Annotated in this window: 22 protein-coding genes and 1 riboswitch; of the genes, 15 read left to right on the top strand and 7 right to left on the bottom strand. The window is 60.5% G+C overall.

Going from position 1 to position 24,866, the window contains the following annotated elements:
* Positions 1-2 precede the first annotated feature (2 nt).
* Genes CFB10_RS06290 through CFB10_RS06280 form a run of 3 tightly spaced genes read left to right on the top strand, consistent with a single transcriptional unit; the run spans position 3 to position 3,779 of the window.
* Entirely contained in the window at positions 3-914 is a 912-nt protein-coding gene (locus CFB10_RS06290) for a carbohydrate ABC transporter permease (protein WP_020011838.1), read from the top strand.
* 4 nt (positions 915-918) lie between these two features.
* Entirely contained in the window at positions 919-1,773 is an 855-nt protein-coding gene (locus tag CFB10_RS06285) for a carbohydrate ABC transporter permease (protein ID WP_020011839.1), read from the top strand.
* An 11-nt stretch (positions 1,774-1,784) separates the two neighbouring features.
* A complete protein-coding gene (locus CFB10_RS06280) occupies positions 1,785-3,779 on the top strand; it encodes an alpha-glucosidase (protein WP_020011840.1) in 1,995 nt (664 codons plus the stop codon).
* A gap of 22 nt (positions 3,780-3,801) precedes the next feature.
* On the opposite strand, the gene CFB10_RS06275 is transcribed toward CFB10_RS06280, so the two are convergent.
* On the bottom strand, positions 3,802-5,091 hold the full coding sequence (locus tag CFB10_RS06275; RefSeq protein WP_026363960.1) for a pilus assembly protein TadG-related protein: 1,290 nt from the start codon (positions 5,089-5,091) through the stop codon (positions 3,802-3,804).
* 195 nt (positions 5,092-5,286) lie between these two features.
* Positions 5,287-5,389: riboswitch (TPP riboswitch) on the top strand.
* Between the two features lie 126 nt (positions 5,390-5,515).
* Here CFB10_RS06275 and CFB10_RS06270 point away from each other — a divergent pair.
* Genes CFB10_RS06270 through thiD form a run of 5 tightly spaced genes read left to right on the top strand, consistent with a single transcriptional unit; the run spans position 5,516 to position 9,428 of the window.
* Positions 5,516-6,301 carry an ABC transporter permease gene (locus tag CFB10_RS06270; RefSeq protein ID WP_020011842.1) on the top strand — a complete coding sequence of 262 codons (786 nt, stop codon included), beginning with the start codon at positions 5,516-5,518 and terminating at the stop codon, positions 6,299-6,301.
* Positions 6,298-7,248: an ABC transporter substrate-binding protein gene (locus CFB10_RS06265; RefSeq protein WP_020011843.1), complete on the top strand. Its 951-nt coding sequence runs from the start codon at positions 6,298-6,300 to the stop codon at positions 7,246-7,248. The genes CFB10_RS06270 and CFB10_RS06265 overlap by 4 nt, the downstream gene beginning before the upstream one ends.
* Positions 7,245-7,985, top strand: a complete 741-nt coding sequence (locus tag CFB10_RS06260) for a hydroxyethylthiazole kinase (RefSeq protein WP_020011844.1) — start codon at positions 7,245-7,247, stop codon at positions 7,983-7,985. Before CFB10_RS06265 ends, CFB10_RS06260 begins: the two co-directional genes overlap by 4 nt.
* Positions 7,972-8,634 carry a thiamine phosphate synthase gene (gene thiE / locus CFB10_RS06255; RefSeq protein WP_020011845.1) on the top strand — a complete coding sequence of 221 codons (663 nt, stop codon included), beginning with the start codon at positions 7,972-7,974 and terminating at the stop codon, positions 8,632-8,634. The genes CFB10_RS06260 and thiE overlap by 14 nt, the downstream gene beginning before the upstream one ends.
* Positions 8,631-9,428 (top strand): bifunctional hydroxymethylpyrimidine kinase/phosphomethylpyrimidine kinase, encoded by a 798-nt coding sequence (gene thiD / locus CFB10_RS06250; protein WP_020011846.1) that lies wholly within the window; start codon positions 8,631-8,633, stop codon positions 9,426-9,428. Before thiE ends, thiD begins: the two co-directional genes overlap by 4 nt.
* 209 nt (positions 9,429-9,637) lie before the next feature.
* On the opposite strand, the gene CFB10_RS06245 is transcribed toward thiD, so the two are convergent.
* Complete coding sequence (locus tag CFB10_RS06245) at positions 9,638-10,096, bottom strand: Lrp/AsnC family transcriptional regulator (protein WP_003500727.1); 459 nt, start codon at positions 10,094-10,096, stop codon at positions 9,638-9,640.
* 126 nt (positions 10,097-10,222) lie between these two features.
* Here CFB10_RS06245 and alr point away from each other — a divergent pair, with 126 nt between their 5' ends.
* Together alr and CFB10_RS06235 are read left to right on the top strand one after the other, a co-directional pair.
* Positions 10,223-11,389 (top strand): alanine racemase, encoded by a 1,167-nt coding sequence (gene alr / locus CFB10_RS06240; protein ID WP_026363961.1) that lies wholly within the window; start codon positions 10,223-10,225, stop codon positions 11,387-11,389.
* 7 nt (positions 11,390-11,396) lie between these two features.
* Positions 11,397-12,653 (top strand): D-amino acid dehydrogenase, encoded by a 1,257-nt coding sequence (locus CFB10_RS06235; RefSeq protein WP_020011848.1) that lies wholly within the window; start codon positions 11,397-11,399, stop codon positions 12,651-12,653.
* Positions 12,654-12,704: 51 nt separating this feature from the next.
* Here the strand turns inward: CFB10_RS06235 and CFB10_RS06230 are convergent, their stop codons facing one another.
* Positions 12,705-13,415: a GntR family transcriptional regulator gene (locus CFB10_RS06230; protein ID WP_020011849.1), complete on the bottom strand. Its 711-nt coding sequence runs from the start codon at positions 13,413-13,415 to the stop codon at positions 12,705-12,707.
* 179 nt (positions 13,416-13,594) lie between these two features.
* Between CFB10_RS06230 and CFB10_RS06225 the strand changes: the two genes are divergently transcribed.
* Positions 13,595-14,086, top strand: a complete 492-nt coding sequence (locus CFB10_RS06225) for a BA14K family protein (RefSeq protein WP_026363962.1) — start codon at positions 13,595-13,597, stop codon at positions 14,084-14,086.
* Between the two features lie 99 nt (positions 14,087-14,185).
* Here CFB10_RS06225 and CFB10_RS06220 read toward each other — a convergent pair whose 3' ends face one another.
* Together CFB10_RS06220 and CFB10_RS06215 are read right to left on the bottom strand one after the other, a co-directional pair.
* The gene (locus CFB10_RS06220) at positions 14,186-15,550 is read right to left on the bottom strand and encodes a sigma-54 dependent transcriptional regulator (RefSeq protein ID WP_020011851.1); all 1,365 of its coding nucleotides are present in this window, start codon (positions 15,548-15,550) and stop codon (positions 14,186-14,188) included.
* A gap of 1 nt (position 15,551) precedes the next feature.
* Positions 15,552-17,393, bottom strand: a complete 1,842-nt coding sequence (locus CFB10_RS06215) for a sensor histidine kinase (RefSeq protein WP_020011852.1) — start codon at positions 17,391-17,393, stop codon at positions 15,552-15,554.
* 236 nt (positions 17,394-17,629) lie between these two features.
* Between CFB10_RS06215 and CFB10_RS06210 the strand changes: the two genes are divergently transcribed.
* A complete protein-coding gene (locus tag CFB10_RS06210; RefSeq protein ID WP_020011853.1) occupies positions 17,630-18,976 on the top strand; it encodes a dicarboxylate/amino acid:cation symporter in 1,347 nt (448 codons plus the stop codon).
* A gap of 185 nt (positions 18,977-19,161) precedes the next feature.
* Complete coding sequence (locus tag CFB10_RS06205) at positions 19,162-19,599, top strand: EamA family transporter (protein WP_020011854.1); 438 nt, start codon at positions 19,162-19,164, stop codon at positions 19,597-19,599.
* A gap of 40 nt (positions 19,600-19,639) precedes the next feature.
* Here CFB10_RS06205 and CFB10_RS06200 read toward each other — a convergent pair whose 3' ends face one another.
* Together CFB10_RS06200 and CFB10_RS06195 are read right to left on the bottom strand one after the other, a co-directional pair.
* Positions 19,640-20,992, bottom strand: a complete 1,353-nt coding sequence (locus CFB10_RS06200; RefSeq protein WP_026363963.1) for an aspartate aminotransferase family protein — start codon at positions 20,990-20,992, stop codon at positions 19,640-19,642.
* 34 nt (positions 20,993-21,026) lie between these two features.
* Positions 21,027-21,761, bottom strand: a complete 735-nt coding sequence (locus tag CFB10_RS06195; protein ID WP_020011856.1) for an SDR family NAD(P)-dependent oxidoreductase — start codon at positions 21,759-21,761, stop codon at positions 21,027-21,029.
* A gap of 234 nt (positions 21,762-21,995) precedes the next feature.
* On the opposite strand from CFB10_RS06195, the gene CFB10_RS06190 reads away from it, so the two are divergent.
* Positions 21,996-23,642, top strand: a complete 1,647-nt coding sequence (locus CFB10_RS06190) for a GNAT family N-acetyltransferase (protein WP_020011857.1) — start codon at positions 21,996-21,998, stop codon at positions 23,640-23,642.
* Positions 23,643-23,702: 60 nt separating this feature from the next.
* Positions 23,703-24,857, top strand: a complete 1,155-nt coding sequence (locus CFB10_RS06185; protein WP_020011858.1) for an amidohydrolase — start codon at positions 23,703-23,705, stop codon at positions 24,855-24,857.
* The last annotated feature ends 9 nt before the right edge of the window (positions 24,858-24,866 follow it).

The raw sequence follows: 24,866 nt of genomic DNA, 5'->3' as shown, positions 1-24,866 counted from the left end.
CCATGGTTCGGGTGGACGAGAAACCACAGCCGCGCTGGACGCGGTGGCTCGATCTCGGCGACCGGTCGCTTGCCGTGCTTCTGCTGGCGCCAGCGGCGATCCTGCTGTCGCTTATCATCGTTTATCCGGTGGCGCGGCTCGTCTACACCTCGTTTTTCAGTCTGTCGCTGACATCAGGTCTGCCGGCGGAATTCATCGGCTTTGAAAACTACGCGGCGATGTTTGACGATCCGATCTTCTGGGAAACGACCTGGAATACGGTTCTGATAACGCTGATCACCGTGCCCGGCGCGCTGTTCATGGGCCTCGGGCTGGCGCTGCTCGCCAACCTGCCCTTTTCCATGCAGTGGCCGATGCGGCTTTCGCTGCTCATTCCCTGGGCGTTGCCGCTCTCTTTCGCCGGCCTCATCTTCGCGTGGTTCTTCCATTACGAATATGGCGTGGTCAATGATGTACTCAACCGGCTGGGCTTTGAAGGCATCATCTGGTTCAACTCGCCGAACTGGGCCTTTGCGGCCATCTGCCTGACGATCATCTGGAAAACTTCGTCGTTCATGGCGCTGATGATCCTCGCCGGCCTTCAGACCATTCCGCGCTCGCTCTATGAAGCGGCTGATGTGGATGGCGCCGGCAAAATCCGCCAGTTCTTCGAAATCACCCTGCCGCTCCTCAAGCCCTCGATTGTCGTCGCCCTCATCTTCCGTACAATCACGGCGCTGCAGACCTTTGATATTCCTTACATGATGACCGGCGGCGGGCCCGGCACATCCACCACGACGCTTGCCATGTATATCCATCAGAACACCGTTTCCTTCCTTGATCTCGGTTACGGTTCGGCGCTGGCGGTCATGATGTTTGCGCTCTCCATGTGCGTTACCGCCGTTTATCTCCGCATCATCAGGACGAAGGACTGATCCCATGAGCACCGTTGCAAATTCCGGTCTGTCCTCCGTCTTTTCCGGCAAGCCGCTGCGCTTCATCGCGGCCTCCATCCTGCTGGTCAACGGCCTCTTCCCGGCAGTCTGGATCCTCTTCACCTCGCTGAAGACCGAAGCGGAACTGACGGTGAAGCCAATCACCTGGTTTCCGCATGCGCCGACGCTTGCCAACTACATGCAGGCCTTTTCCGACCAGCCGCTGCACCTCTTCCTGTTCAACAGCTTCATGGTGGCCCTGCTCTCCACCGCACTCACCATTCTGATTTCGGTGCTCGCGGCCTATGCGCTGGCGCGGCTCAACCTCAAATACCGGGCGCTGATCCTCTCGCTCATCATCGCCGTTTCCACCTTCCCGCTGGTGACTCTGCTGGTGCCGCTGTTCGAAATCATGCGGGCGCTGAACCTGCTCAACAGCTGGACGGCGCTGATCCTGCCCTACACCGTGCTTTCGCTGCCGGTCTGCACGCTGATGCTCGTCTCTTTCTTCGAGAGCATTCCGCGCGATCTCGAAAACGCCGCCATGATCGATGGCTGCACCCGCATCGGCGCGCTGTTCAAGGTCGTCGTGCCGCTCTGCGCGCCGGGCGTTTTCACCGCTGGCATCCTTGCCTTCGTCAATGCCTGGGATGAGTTCCTGCTGGCGCTGTCCTTCAATTCCAATCCGGCGCTCCGCACGCTTCCCGTCGGCATCCAGCTGTATCAGGGTGAATTCGCCTTCCCCTGGCCGGTCATTTCGGCAGCGCTGGTGGTCGGCATCGTGCCGGTCGCGATCCTGATCGTTATCTTCCAGGAACGGGTTGTCTCGGGCCTCACCGCCGGTGGTCTCAAGGGCTAAAAGGTTAAGTCATGCATTTCGAAACGACCACAGACGGCTTCACGCTCGCGATCGGCAACCGCACCATACTTTCCCATTCGCCCGATAATCCGGCCTTTTTCGCCGGTTTCGGCAAGGAGCGGATGGACATGTATCGCGGCAATTTCGATATCGAGGACTATGTCATCGAGCGAACCGCACTGCGCCATACGGAGGTCAACGGTGACAGCGTCACGCTCTCGTCCGCGCCGGGACAGGCGCCGCGTCTTCGCCTGACGCTCGACGGTAACGCCATCCTGCTGACGGCGCTGGACGAGACCATCAACCGCCTCTGGCTGCGCATCGTTGCAGAAACGGACGAGCATGTCTGGGGCGGCGGCGAGCAGATGTCCTATTTCGACATGCGCGGCCGTCGTTTCCCGCTCTGGACCTCCGAGCCGGGGGTCGGCCGCGACAAGACCACCGAGATCACTTTCAAGTCCGACGTCAGCGGCAAGGCGGGCGGCGATTATTACAACACCAACTACCCGCAGCCGACCTGGCTCTCATCACGCAAATATGCGCTGCATGTGGAAACAAGCGCCTATTCGGTCTTCGATTTCCGCAATGGCGATTTCCACGAGATCGAAATCTGGGCCATCCCCGAAAAGATCGAATTCTTCACCGGCGATCATTTTACCGATATCGTGTCCGCGCTTTCACTGCGGTTCGGGCGTCAGCCGCAACTGCCGGAATGGGTCTATAATGGTGCGATCATCGGCTTAAAGGACGGCGCCAACTCCTTTGCCCGGCTGGAGAAAATCCGCGCGGCCGGAACGAAGGTGTCCGGCCTCTGGTGCGAGGACTGGGTGGGGCTTCGCCAGACATCCTTTGGCGCGCGCCTGTTCTGGGACTGGCAGGCGAATGATACGCGTTATCCGCATCTGCGCCAGAAGATCGCCGAACTCTCCGATCAGGGCGTCCGCTTCCTGGGTTACGTGAACCCCTATCTCTGCGTCGATGGCCCGCTTTTCCCGGTCGCCGAAAAAGCCGGCTATTTCGCAACCGACGCCGAGGGCAAAACGGCGCTGGTGGATTTCGGTGAATTCGATTGCGGCGTGGTCGATTTCACCAACCCGGCCGCCGCCGACTGGTTCGCCGAAGAGATCATCGGCAAAAACATGCTGGATTTTGGCCTTTCCGGCTGGATGGCCGATTTCGGCGAATATCTGCCGATCGATATCACGCTTTCCAACGGCGTCGACGCCAAGCTGATGCACAATGCCTGGCCAACACTCTGGGCCGAGGTCAATGCGAAAGCCGTCGAGAGCCGGGGAAAGACCGGCGAAGCACTGTTCTTTATGCGGGCCGGCTTCACGGGCGTGCAGGCCCATTGTCCGCTGATCTGGGGCGGCGACCAGTCTGTCGACTTCTCCCGTCACGACGGCCTTGTCACCGTCATCTGCGGCGCGCTTTCCTCGGGCCTCATGGGCAATGCCTATCACCATTCCGACATCGGCGGCTATACCAGCCTGTTCGGCAATGTCAGGACCGCTGAACTCATCATGCGCTGGACGGAAATGGCCGCCTTCACGCCGGTCATGCGCACCCATGAGGGCAACAGGCCGCGCGACAATCTTCAGATCGATCAGGATGAGGCGGTTATTGCCCATTTTGCCCGCATGACATCCATCTATGTCGCGCTGGCTCCATATCTGAAGTCGCTCTCCGTGGAAGCCGCCAAGACAGGCCTGCCGGTGCAACGCCCGCTCTTCCTGCATTACGAGGATGACCGGCGGACCTACGCCATTCAGGACTGCTATCTCTACGGGGCGGACATGCTTGTCGCACCGGTCTGGAAAGCCGGAGAAACCCAACGTTCGCTCTATCTTCCGGGCGATGGCGAATGGGTGCATCTGTGGAGCGGCGCGCATTATCGCGGCGGGCGAGACGTCACCGTCGAAGCCCCGCTCGGCGAGCCGGCGATATTCTACCGTGCCGATAGCAGCCAGCGGCAGCTGTTTGAAAAACTTCGCACCATCGGCTGAACGATAGCGGGTTCGTTCTCCATCACCCCGTCAGGCGGGGTGATGTGATAGCTTTTTTAAACAGGGCGGTCATCGCATCGCTGATGCCCTGCGACGGGCTGACTTCGAAAAACAGGCCCGGGGAGGCGCATTGCTGCATGCGTGCGCCGATTTCCGGCTGAAAGGGCTCGATCCAGCTATTATACCAGTCATTGGTCGGCAGCGGCAGATAGGTGGTGTAGAGCACGGCGATCCGGAAACCCTTTTCCTTCAGCTTCGTGCAATATTTGATATCGATCGGCTCCTGACAGCGGCCGCTGGTCGTCTTTTTGGTGCAGCTGGATGGCTTGTAGCTATCACCGACACCGTCTGAAACGAAGAAGATAATCTTCTCGGGGCTGGCCGAACTCGCCCCGGTTCCAGAATTGCCGATCTTGTCGCCGATCTGAGTGAGTGCCCGGTCGAAATCCGTCTGCTGGTCGTTGTTAAATCCCTGCTTCGGGATCGACATCAGGTCGACTTCACCGGCTTTCTTCTTCGCGGTCGCCAAATCCGACGTCAAGGGAACGACTTCGAGCAGCTTCGTATCTTCGGCTTTCTCTCCGAAAGTGTAGACCGCCATGCGATATTGATTGCTGCTTTTGCGGGTGGACTTCGCCGTATCCATAAGGCTTGCCGTGGCCTGCGCCACCACATTGATGCGCGTCGTGACCCCGAGGCTTTTGGCCTTGTAATAATAGCTGTTCTTGTCCACCACCCCGTCTTTCACGATGTGACAGGCAAAAGCGCATTTGTCGCTCGTATTCGCAACCATGGTGGCGACATCGGCCGGCGTGGCGCCAACGCCCATCGACGGGGTGTTATCCAGAAGGACATAGAAGTCGCTGAATGTTTCCGTCTCGTATTTGGCGGTCGCCATGCCCGAAACGGTGATGAGATCCTCTCCGAGAACCCGTGAAAGCGTTGTGCCGACGGATGCCTTGAAGCTAACCGACGATTCAATGGCGTTACCGCGCTTGATCACCGACACGGCGAGGGACAGGAGCTTGTAGTCGGGACTGGCTCTCTCATTACTTTCGAAGAATGCGGAGGCCTCATCGCCGCCAAGCGTAATGACGCCGTCACTCGACATTTCCTTTGCCTTGTGAACGCTCGCCGACGTATCGGCAACCACCGCGAGCGCCGCGGCATCCGCCGCCATCTGCAGGTCCGATTTGACGGCCATGCCGTGCGTCACATCAAGTGCCACGCCCGCGGCGCCAATCAGCGGCACCATCAACAAGGCGCTGAGAATGCCGAAATTTCCCGATTTGTCCTGCCAGAAGTTCTTCAAATTCGCCCCCAATAATCTTTCCCGGGGCCAAATTAGTCATACAATATTGAAATGCAGTTTCAAGAGATAACTAATTTTCGATAAATCTAATTTCCTTAATAACTAATACGCAGATGGATACGGGTATCCGCGATCGCGCCCGACGACGGATCGGCGGCGGGACGTTGACATTTATGAAACTTGACTTACAAAACAAACTCTTCCGAGGGGAGCACCTGACGGTGCTGAGATGGTGGTGAACCGGACCCTTGAACCTGATCCGGGTCATGCCGGCGTAGGAACGGAACTGTCGCGCCCAGGGGGCGCTGCCCTTTCTCTTCTCCGCTTTGCCCTGATCTCCGTGATTGTCACATCTGGAGACGAATGATGATGCTGAAACCTTCCGCCCTTCGCACACGGTGCGTCTGCGTCTGAGGTCCGGCCCATGCGTGCCACCCATGCGCTGAACGGTGTCGGTCTTCTGCTGGTTCTCTGGCAGGCGGGGACGTGGCTGTTTGCGCCACCCCGCTATATCCTGCCATCGCCCGCTGATGTTGCCGGCGCTTTCCTGCGCCAGCCCGGCTTCCTGTTCGGGCAGGCGATGGTGACGCTCAGCGAAATGGCGCTCGGGCTTGCGGCAGGCATCGCCGCCGGCATTCTCGTCGCTTTCACCATTGCCGCCATCCCGCGCCTCGGCCGCCTCGTCTGGCCCATGGTTCTGGTGTTGCAGGTCTTTCCGGTCTTCGTGCTCGCCCCCATTCTCGTCCTCTGGTTCGGTTTCGGCATGGCCTCGAAAGTGGTCATGACGGCGATCATCATCTTCTTCCCGGTCGCTTCCTCCTTCACTGATGGCCTCAACCGCACGGATCGCGCCATCCTTGACGCCGCCTCGCTGACAAAGGCGAGCCACTGGCAGGTCCTCACCCGGTTGCGCGTGCCGCTCGCATTACCCTCGCTGATTTCGGGCTTGAGAGTGGCGGCGCCGCTAGCCCCGCTGGGCGCCGTCATCGGCGAATGGGTGGGCGCATCCGCAGGGCTCGGATTTGTCATGATCCAGTCCAATGCCCGGATGCAGACCGACACCATGTTCGCCGCCATGGCCATTCTCGCCGTCATGGCAGTGCTGCTGCGGCTTATCGTCGATCTCTCAACAGCCCATCTCGCCCCCTGGGCCAAAGAAACAGAACACACCACTCCTTTCAGATATTTGCGGAGACTTTCGGCACCATGAAACGAACTCTTCTTTCCCTCGTCGTCGCGGCGGCAAGCGCACTAGCACCCATGCAATCCCAGGCGGCCGACAAGCTCACCGTATTGCTCGAATGGTTCGTGAATCCGGATCATGCGCCGATGGTGATCGCCAGGGAACGCGGCCTGTTTGCCGATGCCGGGCTGGAGGTGGAACTGGTTCCGCCCGCAGACCCCTCCGCCGTGCCGCGTCTTGTCTCGGCTAAACAGGCCGATATCGGCGTGCATTACCAGCCGAACCTCTATCTCGATCACGATGCCGGCCTGCCGCTCGTGCGTTTCGGTACGCTGGTCGAAACGCCCCTCAACACCGTCACCGTTCTCGCCGATGGGCCGATCAAGAGCCTGAAGGACCTGAAAGGCAAGAAGGTCGGCTTTTCCGTTTCCGGCTTTGAAGATGCCATGCTGAAGCGCATGCTGGAAAAGGACGGGCTGACGAAGGATGATGTCGAACTCATCAACGTCAACTTCTCGCTTTCGCCGTCGCTGATCGCCGGCAAGGTGGATGCCACGCTTGGCGGTTTCCGCAATTTCGAGCTGACGCAGATGAAGCTGGAGGGACATGAAGGCCGCTCCTTCTTCCCGGAGGAACATGGCGTGCCGGCCTATGACGAGCTGATCTTCGTCACCCATCGCGATCTCGTAAAAGACAGCCGCCTGCCGCGTTTCCTCTCCGCCGTGGAACAGGCCGCGATCTTCATCACCAACCACCCCCAGGAAGCCTGGCAGCTTTTCATCAAGGCCTATCCGAACCTTGATGACGCGCTGAACAAGCAGGCCTTCTTCGACACGCTACCGCGTTTCGCCAAGCGCCCCGCCGCACTCGACCGCACCCGTTATGCCCGTTTCGGCGCTTTCATGCGGGAGATGCAGCTGATCAAGCAGGCGCCGGCGGCGGACGACATTGCCGTGGAGCTGCAACAGCCATGACCACGACTTATCCAACAGCAACAAAGGCCGCCGACATACTGGAGCGCGTGCGCAACACGCGCCCGCGCGTACATTGCCTGATGAACACCGTGGTGCAGAAATTCACCGCAGACGGCATAACTGTTGTCGGCGGCATTCCTTCCATGACCACGTCGCTCGAGGAAATCGAGAGCTTCGTGGCCAAGGCGGATGCGCTTACCGTCAATCTCGGCACACTGGATGCCGAACGGCGCAAGGTCATCCGGCTGGCGATCGAGATCGCCAATGCATCAGGCAAGCCGTGGATCGTCGACCCCGTGCATTGCGACTATTCGCCGTCGCGGCTGGAGTTCGCGCGCGAACTCATCGCACTTTCCCCGACCATCGTGCGCGGTAATCACGCCGAAATGAGCTTGATCGGCGATGTGCCTGATGTAGTGAGGATAGAGACCGGGCCTGTGGATCACCTCAGCGACACGACCCGCAGCGTCAGGATCGTCAATGGCCATCCGTGGATGGCGAAGGTGACTGGCACTGGTTGCCTGTCGGGCGGCGTCATCGCCGCCTTCATGGCGGTGGAAAAAGACGCACTGACGGCGGCGGCCTCCGCCCTTGCCGTGACAGGCGTTTCCGCCGAACTCGCCGCCAGACGCGCCGGAGGCCCCGGCACATTCGAACCGGCATTTCTGGATGCGCTTTCCGAAATTTCCGGTGAGGACATCATCAATCACGCGAGGATAGAGCATGAACAAGGTTGATTACCGCCTCAACGCATTGGTAGACGCAAGCCTTGGCGATGTCGCGCCGCTGCCGGAGCTTGCTCTGGCCGCCGCACTCAATGGCGCGACCATTCTGCAATATCGCGACAAGAACGGCTCGACGCGGGAGATGATCGAAAACGCCCGCGCCATTCATGAGGCCATCGCCGGCACCGGTGTTCCGCTCGTCATCAACGACCGTGTGGATGTGGCGCTCGCTTCTGGCGCGGACGGAGTGCATCTCGGCGCCGACGACATGGATGCGAAGACCGCAAGGCGCATTCTCGGCGAAAAGGCGATCATCGGCCTCACCGTCAAGAATCGCACCGATGCCGAACGGGCGGCCTCCATGCCCGTCGATTATGCCTGCATCGGCGGCGTGTTCGAAACCGTTTCCAAGGTCAATCCGGACAAGCCGGTCGGCATCGACGGTTTTTCGACGCTGCGCACCCTTCTGAAGGAATGGCGGCCGGATATGCCGGTGGGCGCCATTGCCGGCATCGATCTTGCGCGCGTACCCTCCGTCATCGAGGCGGGGGCGGATGGTGTCGCGGTCATTTCCGCCATTTTCCGCGCGGGCGATATTGCCAGTGCAGCCAAGGACTTCCGCTCCGCAATTGACGCAACGCTGAAAGCAAGACAACCATGACATCAATTGCATTGACCATTGCTGGCTCCGACAGCGGCGGCGGCGCGGGCATTCAGGCTGATATCAAGACCTTTTCAGCGCTTGATACCTATGCGGCCAGCGTCATCACCGCCATAACCGCCCAGAACACCAGAGGCGTGACCGCGGTGGAGGATATTTCCGTGGCCACCATCGTCGCGCAGATGGACGCGGTTTTCTCCGATCTTGCCGTCAATGCGGTGAAGATCGGCATGGTATCGCGGATCGAAACCATCGCCGCCATCGCCGAACGGCTTCGGCAGCAATCACAGCCTGTGGTGCTGGATCCGGTCATGGTGGCGACGTCAGGCGACCGTTTGCTGCATGAAGATGCCATCGAGACATTGCGGCGCGAGCTTTTGCCGCTCGCCGCCATCGTCACGCCGAACCTGCCGGAAGCGGCGTTGCTGACCGGCACGCCGATGGGCACCACGGAGAAGGAGATCACCCGTCAGGCCGAGGCGATCCTGAAAGCGGGTGCAAAAGCCGTGCTCATCAAGGGCGGCCATGGTGAGGGGCCGCAGAGCACGGATTATCTGTTTGCGGATGGCGCCATGCGGGCGCTTTCCGTGGCACGGGTGGAGACGACGAATGACCACGGCACGGGGTGCACGCTGGCGGCGGCGATCACGGCTTATCTTGCCAGGGGTTGTGAGTTGCGGGAAGCGGTGGGGCTTGCGAAGGAGTATCTGAGCGGGGCGCTCGATGCCGGGCGGGGGCTTGCCGTTGGACATGGGCGGGGGCCGCTGCATCATTTTTATCGGTGGTGGAGTTAGTGCAGAGTGCGGGGCTTACCCCCCTCTGTCCTGCCGGACATCTCCCCCTCAAGGGGGGAGATCGACAAGTGGCTGGCCCACGGCATTCAGTGACGCCGCTTTATTGATAGTAAATGATTGCGAGGGAACAAGCGGTGGCTCCATCCGATCTCCCCCCTTGAGGGGGAGATGTCCGGCAGGACAGAGGGGGGTAAGCCATACGCTCCACGCTACCGCGCCTTCGGCGTCGCCAGCACATTCCGGATCGCAAAACTCGAATGAATACGCGAAACCCCCGGCAGTTTCGACAGAATTTCCTTGTGAATACGCTCGAAATCCCCCGCACTTTCCGCCTCGCAGCGCAGAAAATAATCCGAGCCGCCCGTCATCAGATAACATTCGCGGATTTCCGGATATCGCCGCACCGCGTTTTCGAAACGGTTGAGAAAATCCTCTGTTTGCCGATCCAGCGTGATCTGCACGATGACCGAAATCACCTCGCCGCCGGCGAGGCCGCTGGTCAGCGCCGTATAGCCCCGGATGATGCCTTCCCGCTCGAGAATATCGACCCGGCGAAGGCAGGCGGATGCCGAAAGTCCGACCTCTGCAGCAAGCTTGGCATTGCTGATGCGGGCATTGAGCCGAAGCAGACGGATGATATGGCGGTCGGTCGCATCGAGGGACGACATAGAAGATTCCAATTAGCAAAAGAAAATTGCGTGATTACGAACTCTATCGCATTTCCTTCGAACAATCGCCAAGAAATTCGATAATCGTTGCAATACCCTGATGAGATAAAAATGAGGGTGAACGACATGGACATGCAGATCAGCCGCCAGCAGGCAGCCGGTGGTGCAAGCGGCCATCTGACCATCGATCTCGGCGCATTGCGCGACAATTATCTGGCGCTTGCGGCGATGGCACCAGCATCGCAGACGGCAGCGGTCGTCAAGGCCGATGCATATGGTCTCGGCGCGGATATCGTCTCGCAGGTCCTGTTCGAGGCGGGTTGCCGCAATTTCTTCGTCGCCCATATCGATGAAGCGCTGGCGCTCAGGCTCCGACTTTCGGCAGAAGCGCGGATTTTTGTTCTCAATGGTCTTCAGCCCGGCAATGAGACCTCCTGTGCTGCCATGGCCGTTACTCCCGTTCTGAACTCGCTGGAGCAGATCGCCCAATGGTCGGCTCACGCCAAGAAGCTTGGCAAAAGACTTGCCGCCGCCGTGCAGATCGATACGGGCATGTGCCGTCTCGGCCTTTCCCCCGAAGAGCTTGAAGTCCTCGCCTCACAGCCGCAATTGCTTGATGGTATCGACATCGCCTTCGTCATGAGCCACCTCGCCTGCGCCGATGAACCGGACCATGCCTCCAATGCCACGCAGCTTTCGGTGATGCGCAAAGGCGCCATTGCGTTCCCTGATGTACCGGTCTGCTTTTCCAACTCCGGCGGCATCTTTCTGGGCAATGATTACCACAACCACCTGCTGCGCCCCGGCATCGCGCTTTATGGCGGCGCCCCCTCTGTTGCCCGTCCCAATCCGATGAAGCCGGTCGTTCGTCTCGATCTCGCCGTCGTCCAGACACGCACGGTTCCCGCAGGTTCGCTGGTCGGTTACGGCGGTTCCTTCGAAGCGGCCGGTCCGACGCGCCTGGCAACCATCGCCGCCGGTTACGCTGACGGCCTGCCGCGCTCGCTCAGCAATCACGGCGCAGCGTGGTATAACGGCGTGCGCCTGCCGATTGCGGGCCGCGTTTCGATGGACAGCATCATTCTCGACATATCCGCCCTGCCCGAAGACACATTGACGCAAGGCAGTCTCGTGCAGATGATCGGGCCAGACCAGACGCTGGAAGACATCGCCGACGATGCGGGCACGATCGCCTATGAAATCCTGACCGGGCTCGGACGCCGTTACCGCCGCACCTATATTCAGCCGGGCGAAACCCCGGCAATCGCTTCAACATCTGTCAGCCATAAGTGAGACGATCATGAACGTCACTATCCTCGGAGCCGGCGTCGTCGGCGTGACCTCCGCCTGGTATCTGGCCAAAGCCGGACACAAGGTGACGGTGATCGACCGCCAACCGGCCGCGGCGCTGGAAACCAGCTTCGCCAATGCGGGAGAGGTTTCCCCCGGCTATTCCTCGCCCTGGGCTGCCCCCGGCATTCCGGTCAAGGCGATGAAATGGCTGTTCATGAAACACGCGCCGCTGATCATCCGCCCGACGGCCGATCCCGCCGCCTGGCGCTGGATGAGCCAGATGCTGCGCAACTGCACCTCGGCACGTTATGCCATCAACAAGAGCCGCATGGTGCGCGTTGCCGAATATAGCCGTGATTGCCTGATGGCGCTTCGCGAAGAGACCGGCATCGAATATGACCAGCGCATGCAGGGCACGCTTGAGGTGTTCCGCACCCAGAAGCAGTTCGACGCCATCGGCAAGGATGTCGACGTGCTGACTGCGGGCGGCGTGCCTTTCGAGATTCTCGACCGTGACGGCTGCGCCGCCGTCGAACCCGGCCTCGCGCCCGCGAAGGAGAAGATCGTCGGCGGCCTGCGTTTGCCGGGCGACGAAACCGGCGATTGCTTCATGTTCACGACTGAACTTGCACGCATGGCGGAAGAAGCCGGCGTCACCTTCCTTTACGATACCGGCATCATGCGCCCCATCGTTGAAGCAGGACGCGTCAAGGCGGTGGAAACCACCCGGGGGCTGGTGGAGGCCGATATTTTCGTCGCCGCACTCGGCAGCTATTCGCCGCAATTCCTGCGCCAGCTTGGCCTTACTCTGCCGGTTTACCCGGTGAAGGGGTATTCCATCACGGTTCCGATCGTGAAGGAGGAGCGCGCGCCCGTCTCCACGGTCATGGACGAGACCTTCAAGGTGGCGATCACGCGGCTCGGCTCACGCATCCGCGCCGGCGGCATGGCTGAAATCGCCGGCTTCAGCAAGGATTTGCCGGCCGCGCGGCAGGAAACACTGGCTCATTCGGTGGAAGACCTGTTCGGCGGGGCTGGTGACCAGACCCAGGCGAAATTCTGGTGCGGCCTGCGCCCGATGACGCCGGATGGTACGCCTGTCATCGGCGCTACCCGATACAGCAATCTTTATCTCAATACCGGCCACGGCACGCTCGGCTGGACCATGTCCTGCGGCTCCGCACGGGTGCTTGCCGATCTCATCAGCGGGAACAAGCCCGAGATAGATACGCACGATCTGGCGATCAGCCGTTACGCCGCCTGATACGAGTTTAGTCCGCCCATCCCCGTCCCGCGAGACGGGATGGGCAGTCAATCAGAGCGCCAGCGCATCCTTCAGCGCCAGACCTTCCATCATGCGCAGGTCAAGGTCGGCCTCGATGTGGTCGAGATGCTGCAACATCAGCGCGCGGGCCTTTGCCGCATCCTTTACCTCCAGCGCATCCAAGAGATCGGCATGATCATTGTGGCCGCAGCTCGAGACACCCGAGCGGCCATAAAGCGCGATCACCAGCGACGAGCGGGCGACCAGTTCGTCCATGAATTTTTCCAGAATGGCATTGCCGGCAAGCGAGGCCAGCATCAGGTGGAAATCGCCCGATGCCTTGATTTCCGCGCGTCTGGCGCTCGGGCCACGTTCATGCTGGTGGCGGCTTTCCTGCACCAGATGCTCCCTTAGCCGTGTCACAGCCGCAGGCGTGATTTTTTCGATTGCCGCATCCACGACGCCCGGTTCGATCAGCCGGCGCGAGGCGAAAACCTGTCGCGCTTCGTCCGGCGTCGGATTGGAGACGAAGGCCCCCCGGTTGCGTTCCGCCTTCACCAGCCCTTCGTAAGCCAGCATCTGCAATGCCGCGCGCACCACCGTGCGGCTGACATCAAACAGCGTTCCCACTTCCGATTCCGACAGCTTCGTGCCCGGTGCGAGCCTGCGATCGACAATGGCGTCACGCAGCGTATCGCGAATGGCCTGGGCGCGGTCTTCATGCGAGGTGTCGGAATTGACGGTTATCTGGGAAAGGCTCATCGGGGCGTCCTGTTTGATCTTGAGTTCTAGCGCGAAGTACGGCGCGCGCAAACAGGAATTGCGGGCCGCCGCCGGTCCGCCACAATTCATTCAGCGCCCGTTCAGCAGCCGGGCTGTATTTCCTTAACCATCGAATTTGCAACTGGCAGCGCCCTGCCACCTGTACGGAAGAACACACCATGTCGTCCTTTGCAGCTAAAACAGTTCTGACAATCGCTGTCGCCGCCGCTACCATTGCTCCCTTGAGCAGCGCATCCGCTGGCGACTGGGACCGCCATGATCGTCGCGACGCCGCCATTCTGGGCGGTGTGCTCGGTCTTGCCGCCGGTGTCGCCGTCGGCTCCGCAATGTCGCGCCCGGCGCCGGTGGATGATGAGCGCGTCTATATCGACCCGCCCCGTCGTTATGAGCCGAGCTACGTCTACGAAGAGCCGGACTATCGTTATTATCGGCCGCAGCCGCAGCCTGTTTATCGCCCCGCCCCGGTCTATCGCCCGCAGCCTGTCTATGACAGCCGCCCGGTTTACGGCCAGCGCGCCACCTATCGCACCATCGAACCCTGGACCAACGCCTGGTACGACTATTGCTCGCAGCGTTACCGGAGCTTCAATTCCCGCACCGGGACCTATACGGATTATGACGGCCAGCGCCATTTCTGCGTAGCGGGTTGATCAAGCCGACCTTCGGCGCAATTACGATCGTTATTGTCAGGCCGCGGACGGAAACATCCGCGGCTTTTCATCAGGCGTCAACCTGAACCACGCGCCGGCTCACGCCGCGCCGCTCTTCACATAATCCGCCCGGTTGATGCCGTGCCGCTGCAGCTTGTCGTAAAAGGTCTTGCGGGCAATGCCGAGCGTGGCGATGGTTTCCGCCACGTCGCCATTCGATTGTTCCAGCGTTTCGCGGATTATACGCGCTTCGATCTCGTCCATGCGCTCCGGCAGGGTGCCGGAGGCGGGGAGCGCGGATTGTAATGCGGGCGCTCCTGCTGGTTCCACCTCCAACCCAAGCACCACCCTTTCCGCGAAATGCCCGAGTTCGCGCACATTGCCCGGCCAGTCATGGTCATTGAGGCGGCGGGAAATGCCCGAGCTGATCTGCGGCACCGGCATGTTGAAACGGTTGGCGGCCTTCGTGACGAAATGGGAGAACAGCAGCGGAATATCCGCCTTGCGTTCGCGCAGCGGCGGTATTGACAGCGTCACGACATTCAGCCGGTAATAGAGGTCCTCGCGAAAGGTGCCGCGCTCGAATGGATCACCAAGATCGACCTTGGCCGCCGCCACCACGCGAATATCGACCGGCCGCTCCTCGTTCGACCCGAGTGGCGAGACCTCGCGCATTTCCAGAACACGCAGCATCTTCACCTGTACCGCAAGCGGCATGCTTTCGATCTCATCCAGAAACAGGGTGCCGCCGCTTGAATGTTCGATACGGCCGACGCGTTTTTTCTGCGCGCCGGTAAAAGCTCCCGGCTCATGGCCGAAAAGCTCGCTTTCAATCACCGTTTCCGGCAGCGCCCCACAATTGAGCGCCACGAAATTACCTTTCGAGCGTTTCTTGCTCCAGCGGTGAAGGGCCGTTGCCACCACTTCCTTGCCGCTGCCGGTCTCGCCAGCCACCAGCACATCCACGTCGGTATCGGCAATGTGCCGAAGCGTGGTGCGCAGGCGCTCCATGGCGGGCGTCTGACCGATCAGCGGCAGATCATCCTCCGCCTGTCCCGCCGCCCGGCGAAGGGCGCGGTTTTCCAGTACCAGCCGGCGCTTTTCCAGCGCCCGGCGCGCGCTTTCCACTATGCGTTCGGCGGGAAATGGCTTGGCGATAAAATCATAAGCGCCGTTGTGAAGCGCATCGACGGCCATCGGCACATCGCCATGGCCGGTGATGAGGATGACAGGCAGATCGGCATCGATCTTGCGCACATGGTCGAAGAACTCAAGCCCGGTCATGCCCGGCATGCGCACATCGGTGATAACGACGCCGTCGAAATCCTCGTTCAGAGCCGCAAGCGCCTGTTCTGCGCGAGAAAACGACGTGACCGGCAATCCATCAAGTTCCAGCGTCTGCACCATCGCCTTGCGCAGCTGCGAGTCGTCATCCACCAGGAATATGGTTCCGTCCGCCGTCATGTCATGCTCGCTTCAGAAATACGGAAAAACATGTGCCCGCCTTGCTGCTCGCCACCTCGATACGCCCGCCATAATCCGAAGCAATATCGTTGGATATGACGAGACCGAGGCCGAGGCCGCTTTCCTTTGATGTGTTGAATGGCGAAAAAAGCTGCGCGCTGATGGCTTCGGGAATGCCCGTGCCATTGTCGCTGACGGAAAGCACGACCATGTCGCCTTCCTCGCGCACACGAACTTCGACACGAGCCGCCCCAGTCTCTTCAGTGGCTTCCAGCGCGTTTTGCAGAAGGTTGATGAGGATCTGCTCCAGCCGGATACGGCTGCCGAGCACCTTCAGGTCCTGATCCGGCAATACGATATCCAGCGCATCCATCTGCCCTGAAAAGCGGCTGCGCAACAGCATGACCGCACCCTCGATGACCAAGCGAACGCTGACCGGTTCGGCGGCGGTGCGGCCCTTGCGGGCCAATATTTTCAGGTCGCCGGTAATCGTGCCGATGCGCTCGGTCAACGCCGCGATGTTTTCGAGATTTTCGGTGGCCTCGGACATGCGGTCGCGTTTCAGCAGCGTGCGGGCATTATCGGCAAAGGCGCGGATCGTCGCCACCGGCTGGTTGATCTCATGCGCCACACCCGCCGCCACCTGCCCCAGAATGGAAAGGCGGTTTGCCTGCACCAGCTCATGCTGCACATTGCGCAACTCGCCGGTGGTCTTTTCGTGCAGGGCGATCTCGGCCTGCAGGTGGTCGCGGGTTCTGGTCAGGTCGCGGGTCCGTTCCTGCACCTTCATTTCCAGTTCGGTGCGGGCGCGCTGCTCCTCTTCCTTTTCCCTGAGCGCCTTGTGCCTGCGCCACAGCCACAGGGCCGAAAGCGCCATCAGCGGCATCAAGGTCGCCAGCGCCACCACCCTGCCCTCGCGAATGGCGGCGTTCAGCGCCGGTGCGACGGGTTGAAGATAGTGCAGGGTCCATGAGGTCGTCGGCACCGGCATTTCCAGCCGCAGATAATCGCCGCGCTCCCTCGCCGGTTCATCGACACGGATGAGCGGAACGCCCTCGCCCGTGAGCCGCGCCGCCCGAAATGGCAGTGTTGAAAGCGCCTCATTGCCGAATTGCAGGCTTTCGGAAATGGTTTTCCGCCGCGCCTCATCAATGGGTGCGACAGTTTTGAAGCGCCATTCCGGTACGCTCGTCATCAGCACGACGCCGTTTCTATCCACCACATAGACCGGCTTGCCGCCAATGTTCCAATCCGCCTCCAGACGATTGAACTCCACCTTGGCGATGACGACACCGAGCGGCCGCCCATCAGCGGCATCGATACGGCGGGAGATATAAAGACCCGGCCGGCGGCTGACATTGCCGAGCGCATAATGTTCGGACATGCCGGTATTCATTGCCGCCTGAAAATATTCGCGGAAAGCGTAGTTGGAGCCGACGAAACTATCGGCTTGCCGCCAGTTGCTGGAGGCGATGGTCAATCCGGTCGGCCCGGTTACATAAATCACCGAGGACTGCGTACCTTCGATCAGCCCCTCCAGCTTGCGGTTCAGCCGGTCGAGGGCGGCAGCGCCGCCGCCGTCCAGCGCGGTCGCGAGATCGGGATCACCCGAAAGAACCAGCGGAATGGCGCGTGGCCGCTCCAGCGCGACATTCAGGAGCGCGATCTTCAGTTCCGCATCCGTGGAAGCCTCGGACGCGGCGGTGCGCATCGCCTGGTTACGCGCGAACTCATCGGCCACCAGCAGGATACCCAGACTGACGAGCAGCCACAGGCCGGCCAGCGCAAGCCACTGCGCCCGCCGCTTCGCCTGGGAATGAGGTGCCTGATCCTGATAGGTCATGCGTCAATTGTGCGGATTTACACACAGACCGCAAGAGATTTTGTCCGGAATTCCGCACAAACGTCCGTGAACCAGCAAAGCCTCAATAAAAACTACTTTTGAAATCAGCCGGTTACGGCAAATAAACAAGTCTGGCATGCGTATTGCACATGACTCCGCAATCGGCGCGAAGCCGTCAACGACACGGCGATCCCGGGAGGCCAATAAAGGCAGGGTGAGGCCGAGGAGGAAAAAACATGATCGATACGACAGCCGTGGCCGCAGGCCACGCCAAGCAGCCATTCCACAAGCACCTGTATTTTCAGGTTTTGGTGGCCATCATCGCCGGTATCGCGCTCGGCCATTTCTATCCGGCCTTCGGCGAACAGCTGAAGCCGCTCGGCGACGGCTTCATCCGCCTCGTCAAGATGATCATCGCTCCCGTCATCTTCCTCACCGTCGCAACCGGCATCGCCGGCATGAACGACATGAAGAAGGTGGGCCGCGTGGCCGGCAAGGCCATGATCTACTTCCTGGTATTCTCCACGCTCGCGCTCATCGTCGGCCTCATCGTCGCCAACACCGTGCAGCCGGGCGCCGGCATGAACATTGATCCCGCCACGCTGGATGCCAAGGCCGTCGCGACCTACGCCGACAAGGCCCATGAGCAGACCATCACCGGCTTCCTGATGAACATCATCCCGACCACCATCGTCGGTGCTTTCGCCAGCGGCGATATCCTGCAGGTGCTGTTCTTCTCGGTTCTGTTCGGTATCGCGCTCGGCATCGTCGGCGAAAAGGGCAAGCCCGTCACCGATTTCATGCATGCCCTGATGTATCCGATCTTCAAGCTGGTCGCGATCCTGATGAAGGCCGCCCCCATCGGCGCTTTTGGCGCGATGGCGTTTACCATCGGCAAATACGGCATCTCGTCGGTCACCAACCTCGCAATGCTCATCGGCACCTTCTACATCACGTCCTTCCTGTTCGTGTTCGTGGTTCTCGGCGCCGTCTGCCGTTACAACGGCTTCTCCATCGTCGCGCTTATCCGCTACATCAAGGAAGAGCTGCTTCTGGTTCTCGGCACGTCGTCTTCGGAAGCCGCCCTGCCGGGCCTGATGAGCAAGATGGAAAAGGCGGGCTGCAAGCGCTCCGTCGTCGGCCTCGTCATCCCCACCGGTTACTCCTTCAACCTTGACGGCACCAACATCTACATGACGCTGGCGGCGCTCTTCATCGCACAGGCAACCGGTATCCACCTCTCCTTCGGCGAACAGATCCTGCTGCTGCTGGTGGCCATGCTCTCCTCCAAGGGCGCAGCCGGCATCACCGGCGCGGGCTTCATCACGCTCGCGGCCACGCTCTCCGTCGTGCCTTCGGTTCCGGTCGCCGGCATGGCGCTGATCCTTGGCATCGACCGCTTCATGTCGGAATGCCGCGCGCTTACCAACTTCGTCGGTAATGCGGTCGCCACCATCGTCGTCGCCCGCTGGGAAGGCGAACTGGATCAGGATCAGCTCGCTCGCGTTCTGAGCGGCAAGGAAGAATTCACCGGCATCGCCGATGTGGATTCGCTTCCGGCTTCGGTCCAGCCGGCCGAATAATACGACCTCCCAAGGTCCGGCCTGTCCCGGTTTTTTTCCGGGCAGGCACATACGGAAAGCCCGGCGCATCAACTGGATGCGCCGGGCTTTCAATTGTTCAGGCCAGCCCCATCACCGGGGGTTTTTATAGTGCGAAAGATGCTGTAGAGCCGAAGCTTGACCAATGCGATAAGCGGAGTGGCGGCATGAAGAACCTGTTTCTGGCCTGGCAATTCTGGGCGCTGCTATCGGCGGCCTTTGCGGCGCTCACCGCCGTGTTCGCCAAGATCGGCATCGAAAACGTCAATTCCGATTTCGCCACCTTCATCCGCACCATCGTCATTCTCGCGGCTGCGGGCCTGATGGTTCACATCACCGGCAACTGGCAGCAGCCTTCCACCATCTCGGGCAAAACCTGGGCCTTCCTCGTGCTTTCGGGTCTGGCCACCGGCGCCTCGTGGATATGTTATTTCCGGGCGCTGAAGCTCGGCGATGCCGCCCGCGTCGCGCCTATCGACAAGCTGAGCGTCGTTTTTGTCGCCGTATTTGCAGTGCTGTTTCTGGGCGAAAGGCTCTCGCTGCCCAACTGGCTCGGCGTGCTGCTGATCGCCTGCGGCGCCGTGCTTGTGGCCTACCGGGGATAGGGCCGGCCGGATAAACCGACCGGCGCCATTATAAGGGTCTTCAGCCTCGCGCGGCCGCAATCTTGTCGAGACCACGCTTCACCCCGGCAAACAATTCGTCCAGCTGTTCGGCCGTAATGATGAGCGGCGGGCAGAAGCAGATGGATTCACCGATCGGCCGGGTGATGACACCCTCCTCCTCGATGGCGGCGGCAAGCGCAAGCGTGGTATCGCCCGGCTTCATGCCCTCCCATGGTTTTACCTCCAGCGCGCCGATGAGGCCGATACCGCGCGAGGAATGAATGAGTGGGTGATCGGCCAGCGCCTTCAGATGGCTAAGGAACCTGCCCTCCAGACGGGCGACATTGCCGACAAGGTCGCGCTCCTGAATGATCTTCAGGTTTTCCAGCCCCACAGCCGTTGCGACCGGATGGCCGGAGGCGGTGTAACCATGGCCGAAGGAGCCGATACGGTCGGATTCATCGGCAATCGGCTGGTAGAAACTGTCATTCATGATGATCGCCGAAAGCGGCATGTAGGACGACGAAATCTGCTTGGAGACGACAAGCACGTCCGGCTTGATGTCATAGGTCTCGCAGGCGAACATCTTGCCGGTTCGGCCGAAACCGCAGATCACCTCGTCCACGACCAGCAGAATATCGTATTTCTTCAGGATCGCCTGCACGCCTTCCCAATAACCTTCCGGTGGCAAAAGAACGCCGCCGGCTCCCATCACCGGCTCACCCCAGAAGGCCGCGACGGTTTCGGGACCTTCACGAAGGATCATATCCTCCAACTCCCCAAGGATACGCGCGGTGAAATCCGCTTCGCTCTCGCCTTCCTTGCCGAAATGCACATAGGAGGGGCAGGCCGTGTGCAGCATGCGGTCCAGCGGCAGGTCGAAGCTCTCATGGTTGCGCGGCAGGCCCGTGATCGAGGCCGAGGCAATGGTCACGCCATGATAGCCCTTGATGCGACCAATGATCTTCTTCTTGTCCTTCTTGCCCAGCGCGTTCGAGCGATACCAGACCATCTTGGCAACGAGATCGTTGGCCTCGGAACCGGAAGAGGTGAAATGCACCTTGGACATCGGCACCGGCGAAAGCTCGATCAGTAGCTCCGCGAGATCAACGGACGGGCCGTGTGTCTTGTAGGAAAAGGTGTGATAATAGGGCAGCTTCTGCATCTGCTTCGTCGCCGCTTCCACCAGCCGCTTTTCCCCGAAACCGAGCGCCACCGACCAGAGCCCCGCCATCGCCTCGATATAGCGCTTGCCGCTGCTGTCGGTCACATAGATGCCTTCGCCGCTCTCGATCACCAGACCGCCGGTCTTTTCGAATTTGCGCAGATTGACGTTCGGATGCATCTGATAGGCGATATCGCGTGCCTCGACGGAATTCGGCAGGATGGTCATCGATATGGGCTCCATTTGGTTGATCGGCAGCGTGTCAGACGTGCTGGCCGCCATTGATGTGAATTTCCGCGCCGTTAATGTAGCTCGACTGTTCCGAGCAGAGGAAATAGATGGTCTGCGCCACCTCGGCCGTGGTGCCCAGACGCCCGAGCGGCACCTGGGCGTCCACCAGTTCCGCCGTTCCGGGGGAGAGGATGGCGGTGTTGATTTCCCCCGGAGCAATGGCGTTGGCGCGCACGCCACGCGGACCGAATTCATGCGCCAGTTCGCGCGTCAGCGCCGCGAGCGCCGCCTTTGATGTGGCGTAGGCCACACCCGCAAAGGGATGCACCCGTGAGCCCACAATCGATGTGACGTTGACGATGGAGCCCTTTGCCTCCTCAAGTTCCGGTAAAAGCGCGCGGGCAAGCAGCGCCGTCGAAACGAGATTGACGTTCAGAACCCGCGTCCAGATATCCGCCGTCGTATCCATTACACCGAGGCGGCTTCCGCCTTCACCCTTGGGCGAAATTCCGGCATTGTTCACAAGGGCCGCAAGCTTTCCTTCCGGCAGCCGTGAACGCACCTCGTCCGCCAGCGCATCAATGCGGGACAAGTCCTCCAGATCCGCCTGAATATGGCTCTCCCTTGCAGACGGCCAACGGCATTCCTCGGAAAAGCGTTGCCGCGATACGGTGAGGATTCTCCAGCCCTTTTCCTGAAACAGCTTGACGGTGGCATGCCCTATTCCGCGGCTGGCGCCGGTCAGAAGCATATAAGGAACAGCCATATGAGAACTCCTGTGCCATGCGGACCGTTGAGCCGGCCGCGCATTCAGCCCCGCATGTTAGAGCGCTGCCACCGGCTGACAAGGTCTTTTTTGTCGCGGCGCAGCGATGGCGGATCGGTGACGGGCTAATCCCATTTGATGTACGGCTTTCACCCGAAGGGAATATTTGAAGCCGACCGTTTCCCCATAAAATGAAGCCTCCCGAATGTGTGATCAGTATTGGGAGGGGGACAAATGCGCATCGATATCATCGACACGGACGCCGGCTTTGAGGCGATCCGCGAAAACTGGGATGCGGTGTTCATGGCCGATCCCCATGCCCGGCATTTCCTCTCCTGGGGATGGCTCAGGGATTATATGCCGCGCCGCAGGCGCTGGTTCATCCTTGCGCTGCGCGAACGGCCGGAAGGCTCGCCCTATGTGGCGTTTTTCCCACTGCGCATCGTCACCGAACCGGACAAGAAAACCGGCCGCTTCCATGACAGCATCGTCATGGCCGGCAATGCGGCGGCGGATTACACCGGCTTCATCACTCTGCCGGACTATGAAAATCATGCCGTTGCCGGCTTCTGCTCCTACATACGTCAGCAGCACTGGACAGAACTGAAACTCGATTACCTCTCCGGCCCGCCGGAGCGCCGTGACGCAATGATCCGTGCGCTGCAGGGGCCACTCGTCATGTTTCGCGACAACATGCCGACCAATCCCTACAACATCAACAATTGCATCTGCCCGGTGGTGAGCCTGCCGGAGACATTCGACGGCTATCTGGAAAGCCACATGAGCAGCCAGACCCGTCAAAAGCTCAGGCGCTTCCTGCGAAAGGTGGAGGGCGGCGATGAATACAGCATCACATTCGCGACCAGGGACACCATCAAGCGAGATATGGATATCCTGTTTGATTTCTGGCGCATCCGCTGGGCGCCATTCAAGGGCAAGGAGCGCACCGAGCTCCTGATCGGCGCGACACGACAAATGTTGATGGATGTCTATATCCGCGGTGATCTGGAAGTCCCGGTCCTGTGGTTCGGCGACCAGCCGCTGGGGGCACTCGCCAATATCATCGACCGCCAGAAGAAGTCGGTCCTGTTCTATATCACCGGCCGCGACGAGAACTGGAAGACCCCTTCCCCCGGCCTCGTGCTGCATGGCCACTGCATTCGCCGGGCGATCGAGCAGGGTTTCAGGACCTATGATTTCCTGCGCGGCAACGAGCCTTACAAATATTTCTTCGGACCGGAGGAGCAGAAGCTGAGCTGCACCCTGTTCCGCACCCGCTCGGGAGACAATCTCGGCGGCACGCTTCACCCGCGCAGCATCCGTTTTGTCTACGAACAGGCGCTCAAACTCTACAAGACCGGCCAGAAGGCGTCCGCCAATATTGCCTTCAGGCAGGTGCTTGCCGCAGCCCCCGACCATCTCGGCGCGCAATTCGGGCTCGCCAATCTGTCGTTCGACCGGGGCGAATTCCGGGAGGCCGAGATCGCCTTTCTCAGCCTTCTGGCCGCGGGCCAGGAACCCCTGGTCCTGTGGCTTCGCATCGGCGAGGCGCGACTGGCGCAACAGCACTACCACGAGGCATCCGAAGCCTTCCGCCAGGTAACCAATCGGGCACCCTTCCACAGGGAAGCGCTTTACAAATGCGCGGTGGCGCTGATTGCCGCCGAACGGGCGGTGGAAGGCGCGGAAATTCTCGACAGGCTGCAGCATTATCATTCGGATGATGCGGCGCATCTGGAATATGCAGAAAAAGCCCGTGCAGCCCTTGCCCGGCTGGAACTGGCAAAGACAAAAATCCCGCTGCCGACAGATGTCGTCACGCTCGCCATCAAGCCGAAAACGGCGGGCAAACGCTGGCACCCGCCAAAGGTTTTGCATTAAAGGCAACGCCCTGTAAGTTGCGGCAGGAAAAACCGGCCGGACGACTTGCAAGGATTTTTGATGTTTCTGACCAACAAGGACATGCTCGATCTCGTTGAGCTTCGCCATGATTTGCACCGTCATCCGGAAATTTCCGGCGAAGAAAAGGAAACAGCGCGGCGCATCCGTGCCTTTCTCGAGCAAGCGCAGCCTGACCAGCTTTTTGCGGAGCTCGGCGGCCATGGCGTCGCCGCGGTTTATGACAGCGGCAAGAGCGGTCCCGCGATCCTGATCCGTTCAGAGCTCGATGCTCTGCCCATTTACGAAAAGAGCGAGGCCGAATACCGATCCGGCACCGAAGGCAAGGGCCATCTTTGTGGCCATGACGGCCATTCCACCATTCTGACGGCGCTGGCGCTCGGCCTTTCCCGGCAGCGCCCGGAGACCGGCCGCATCGTCCTTCTGTACCAGCCGGCGGAAGAAACCGGTGCGGGCGCCGCCGCCGTCCTTGCCGACCCGCGTTTCGAACACATAAAGCCGGATTACTCCTTTTCACTCCACAACCTGCCGGGCCTGCCATTCGCCCATGTCAGCGTCGTGGAGGGACCGGTCAACTGCGCGTCGCGTGGTGTCAAAATCCGCCTTTCCGGCAAGACCGCGCATGCTTCCTCGCCCGAACACGGCATTTCCCCCATGCGGGCCATCTCTCAGCTGATGCCGGCCTTGGCCGAACTCGGCTCCGGTTTCCCGCCTGAGCCTGATTTTTCGATGGTGACGATCACCCATGCCGTGATGGGCGAAGCCGCTTTCGGTATTTCCCCGGCCGATGCGGAAATCTGGGCGACGCTGCGCACACTGACCGACGACCGGATGGAAAAACTCTGCGAGGCTGCGGAAGCATTGGCGACAAAGGTTGCAGCCGAGCAGAAGCTGACACTCGACATCACCTATGACGATATTTTCCTGCATTGCGAAAATGCGCCCGACGCGGTCGAGCACATCCGGCAGGCGTTGGACGAGGAGAAAATCTCCCACGGTTCAGAAGGGCTGCCCATGCGGGCTTCCGAGGATTTCGGCCGCTTTCGCGCCGTTTCATCATCGGCCATGTTCTTTCTCGGCGCAGGCAGGGACTATCCCAACCTGCACAATCCCGATTACGACTTTCCAGACGCGCTGATCGGCATCGGAGCACGCATCTTCATGCGTATCATCCGCAACCTCACCGACGCAAAATAAACAGCAGCC

It is taken from the genome of Agrobacterium sp. 719_389, assembly GCF_900188475.1.
In the GTDB taxonomy this organism is placed as follows: Bacteria; Pseudomonadota; Alphaproteobacteria; order Rhizobiales; family Rhizobiaceae; genus Agrobacterium; species Agrobacterium radiobacter.
This window is presented reverse-complemented; position numbering and strand designations above follow the sequence as displayed.

Excerpts from the sequence above, each read along its gene's own strand:
- CFB10_RS06225 (WP_026363962.1), top strand. The coding sequence starts at position 13,595 with ATGTCGTCCTTTGCAGCTAAAACAGTTCTGACAATCGCTGTCGCCGCC.
- CFB10_RS06230 (WP_020011849.1), bottom strand. The coding sequence starts at position 13,415 with ATGAGCCTTTCCCAGATAACCGTCAATTCCGACACCTCGCATGAAGAC.
- CFB10_RS06260 (WP_020011844.1), top strand. The coding sequence starts at position 7,245 with ATGACCACGACTTATCCAACAGCAACAAAGGCCGCCGACATACTGGAG.
- CFB10_RS06205 (WP_020011854.1), top strand. The coding sequence starts at position 19,162 with ATGAAGAACCTGTTTCTGGCCTGGCAATTCTGGGCGCTGCTATCGGCG.
- CFB10_RS06265 (WP_020011843.1), top strand. The coding sequence starts at position 6,298 with ATGAAACGAACTCTTCTTTCCCTCGTCGTCGCGGCGGCAAGCGCACTA.
- CFB10_RS06220 (WP_020011851.1), bottom strand. The coding sequence starts at position 15,550 with ATGACGGCGGACGGAACCATATTCCTGGTGGATGACGACTCGCAGCTG.
- CFB10_RS06280 (WP_020011840.1), top strand. The coding sequence starts at position 1,785 with ATGCATTTCGAAACGACCACAGACGGCTTCACGCTCGCGATCGGCAAC.
- CFB10_RS06210 (WP_020011853.1), top strand. The coding sequence starts at position 17,630 with ATGATCGATACGACAGCCGTGGCCGCAGGCCACGCCAAGCAGCCATTC.
- CFB10_RS06245 (WP_003500727.1), bottom strand. The coding sequence starts at position 10,096 with ATGTCGTCCCTCGATGCGACCGACCGCCATATCATCCGTCTGCTTCGG.
- CFB10_RS06290 (WP_020011838.1), top strand. The coding sequence starts at position 3 with ATGGTTCGGGTGGACGAGAAACCACAGCCGCGCTGGACGCGGTGGCTC.
- CFB10_RS06200 (WP_026363963.1), bottom strand. The coding sequence starts at position 20,992 with ATGACCATCCTGCCGAATTCCGTCGAGGCACGCGATATCGCCTATCAG.
- CFB10_RS06195 (WP_020011856.1), bottom strand. The coding sequence starts at position 21,761 with ATGGCTGTTCCTTATATGCTTCTGACCGGCGCCAGCCGCGGAATAGGG.
- thiE (WP_020011845.1), top strand. The coding sequence starts at position 7,972 with ATGAACAAGGTTGATTACCGCCTCAACGCATTGGTAGACGCAAGCCTT.
- alr (WP_026363961.1), top strand. The coding sequence starts at position 10,223 with ATGGACATGCAGATCAGCCGCCAGCAGGCAGCCGGTGGTGCAAGCGGC.
- CFB10_RS06215 (WP_020011852.1), bottom strand. The coding sequence starts at position 17,393 with ATGACCTATCAGGATCAGGCACCTCATTCCCAGGCGAAGCGGCGGGCG.
- CFB10_RS06185 (WP_020011858.1), top strand. The coding sequence starts at position 23,703 with ATGTTTCTGACCAACAAGGACATGCTCGATCTCGTTGAGCTTCGCCAT.
- CFB10_RS06190 (WP_020011857.1), top strand. The coding sequence starts at position 21,996 with ATGCGCATCGATATCATCGACACGGACGCCGGCTTTGAGGCGATCCGC.
- CFB10_RS06270 (WP_020011842.1), top strand. The coding sequence starts at position 5,516 with ATGCGTGCCACCCATGCGCTGAACGGTGTCGGTCTTCTGCTGGTTCTC.
- thiD (WP_020011846.1), top strand. The coding sequence starts at position 8,631 with ATGACATCAATTGCATTGACCATTGCTGGCTCCGACAGCGGCGGCGGC.
- CFB10_RS06285 (WP_020011839.1), top strand. The coding sequence starts at position 919 with ATGAGCACCGTTGCAAATTCCGGTCTGTCCTCCGTCTTTTCCGGCAAG.
- CFB10_RS06235 (WP_020011848.1), top strand. The coding sequence starts at position 11,397 with ATGAACGTCACTATCCTCGGAGCCGGCGTCGTCGGCGTGACCTCCGCC.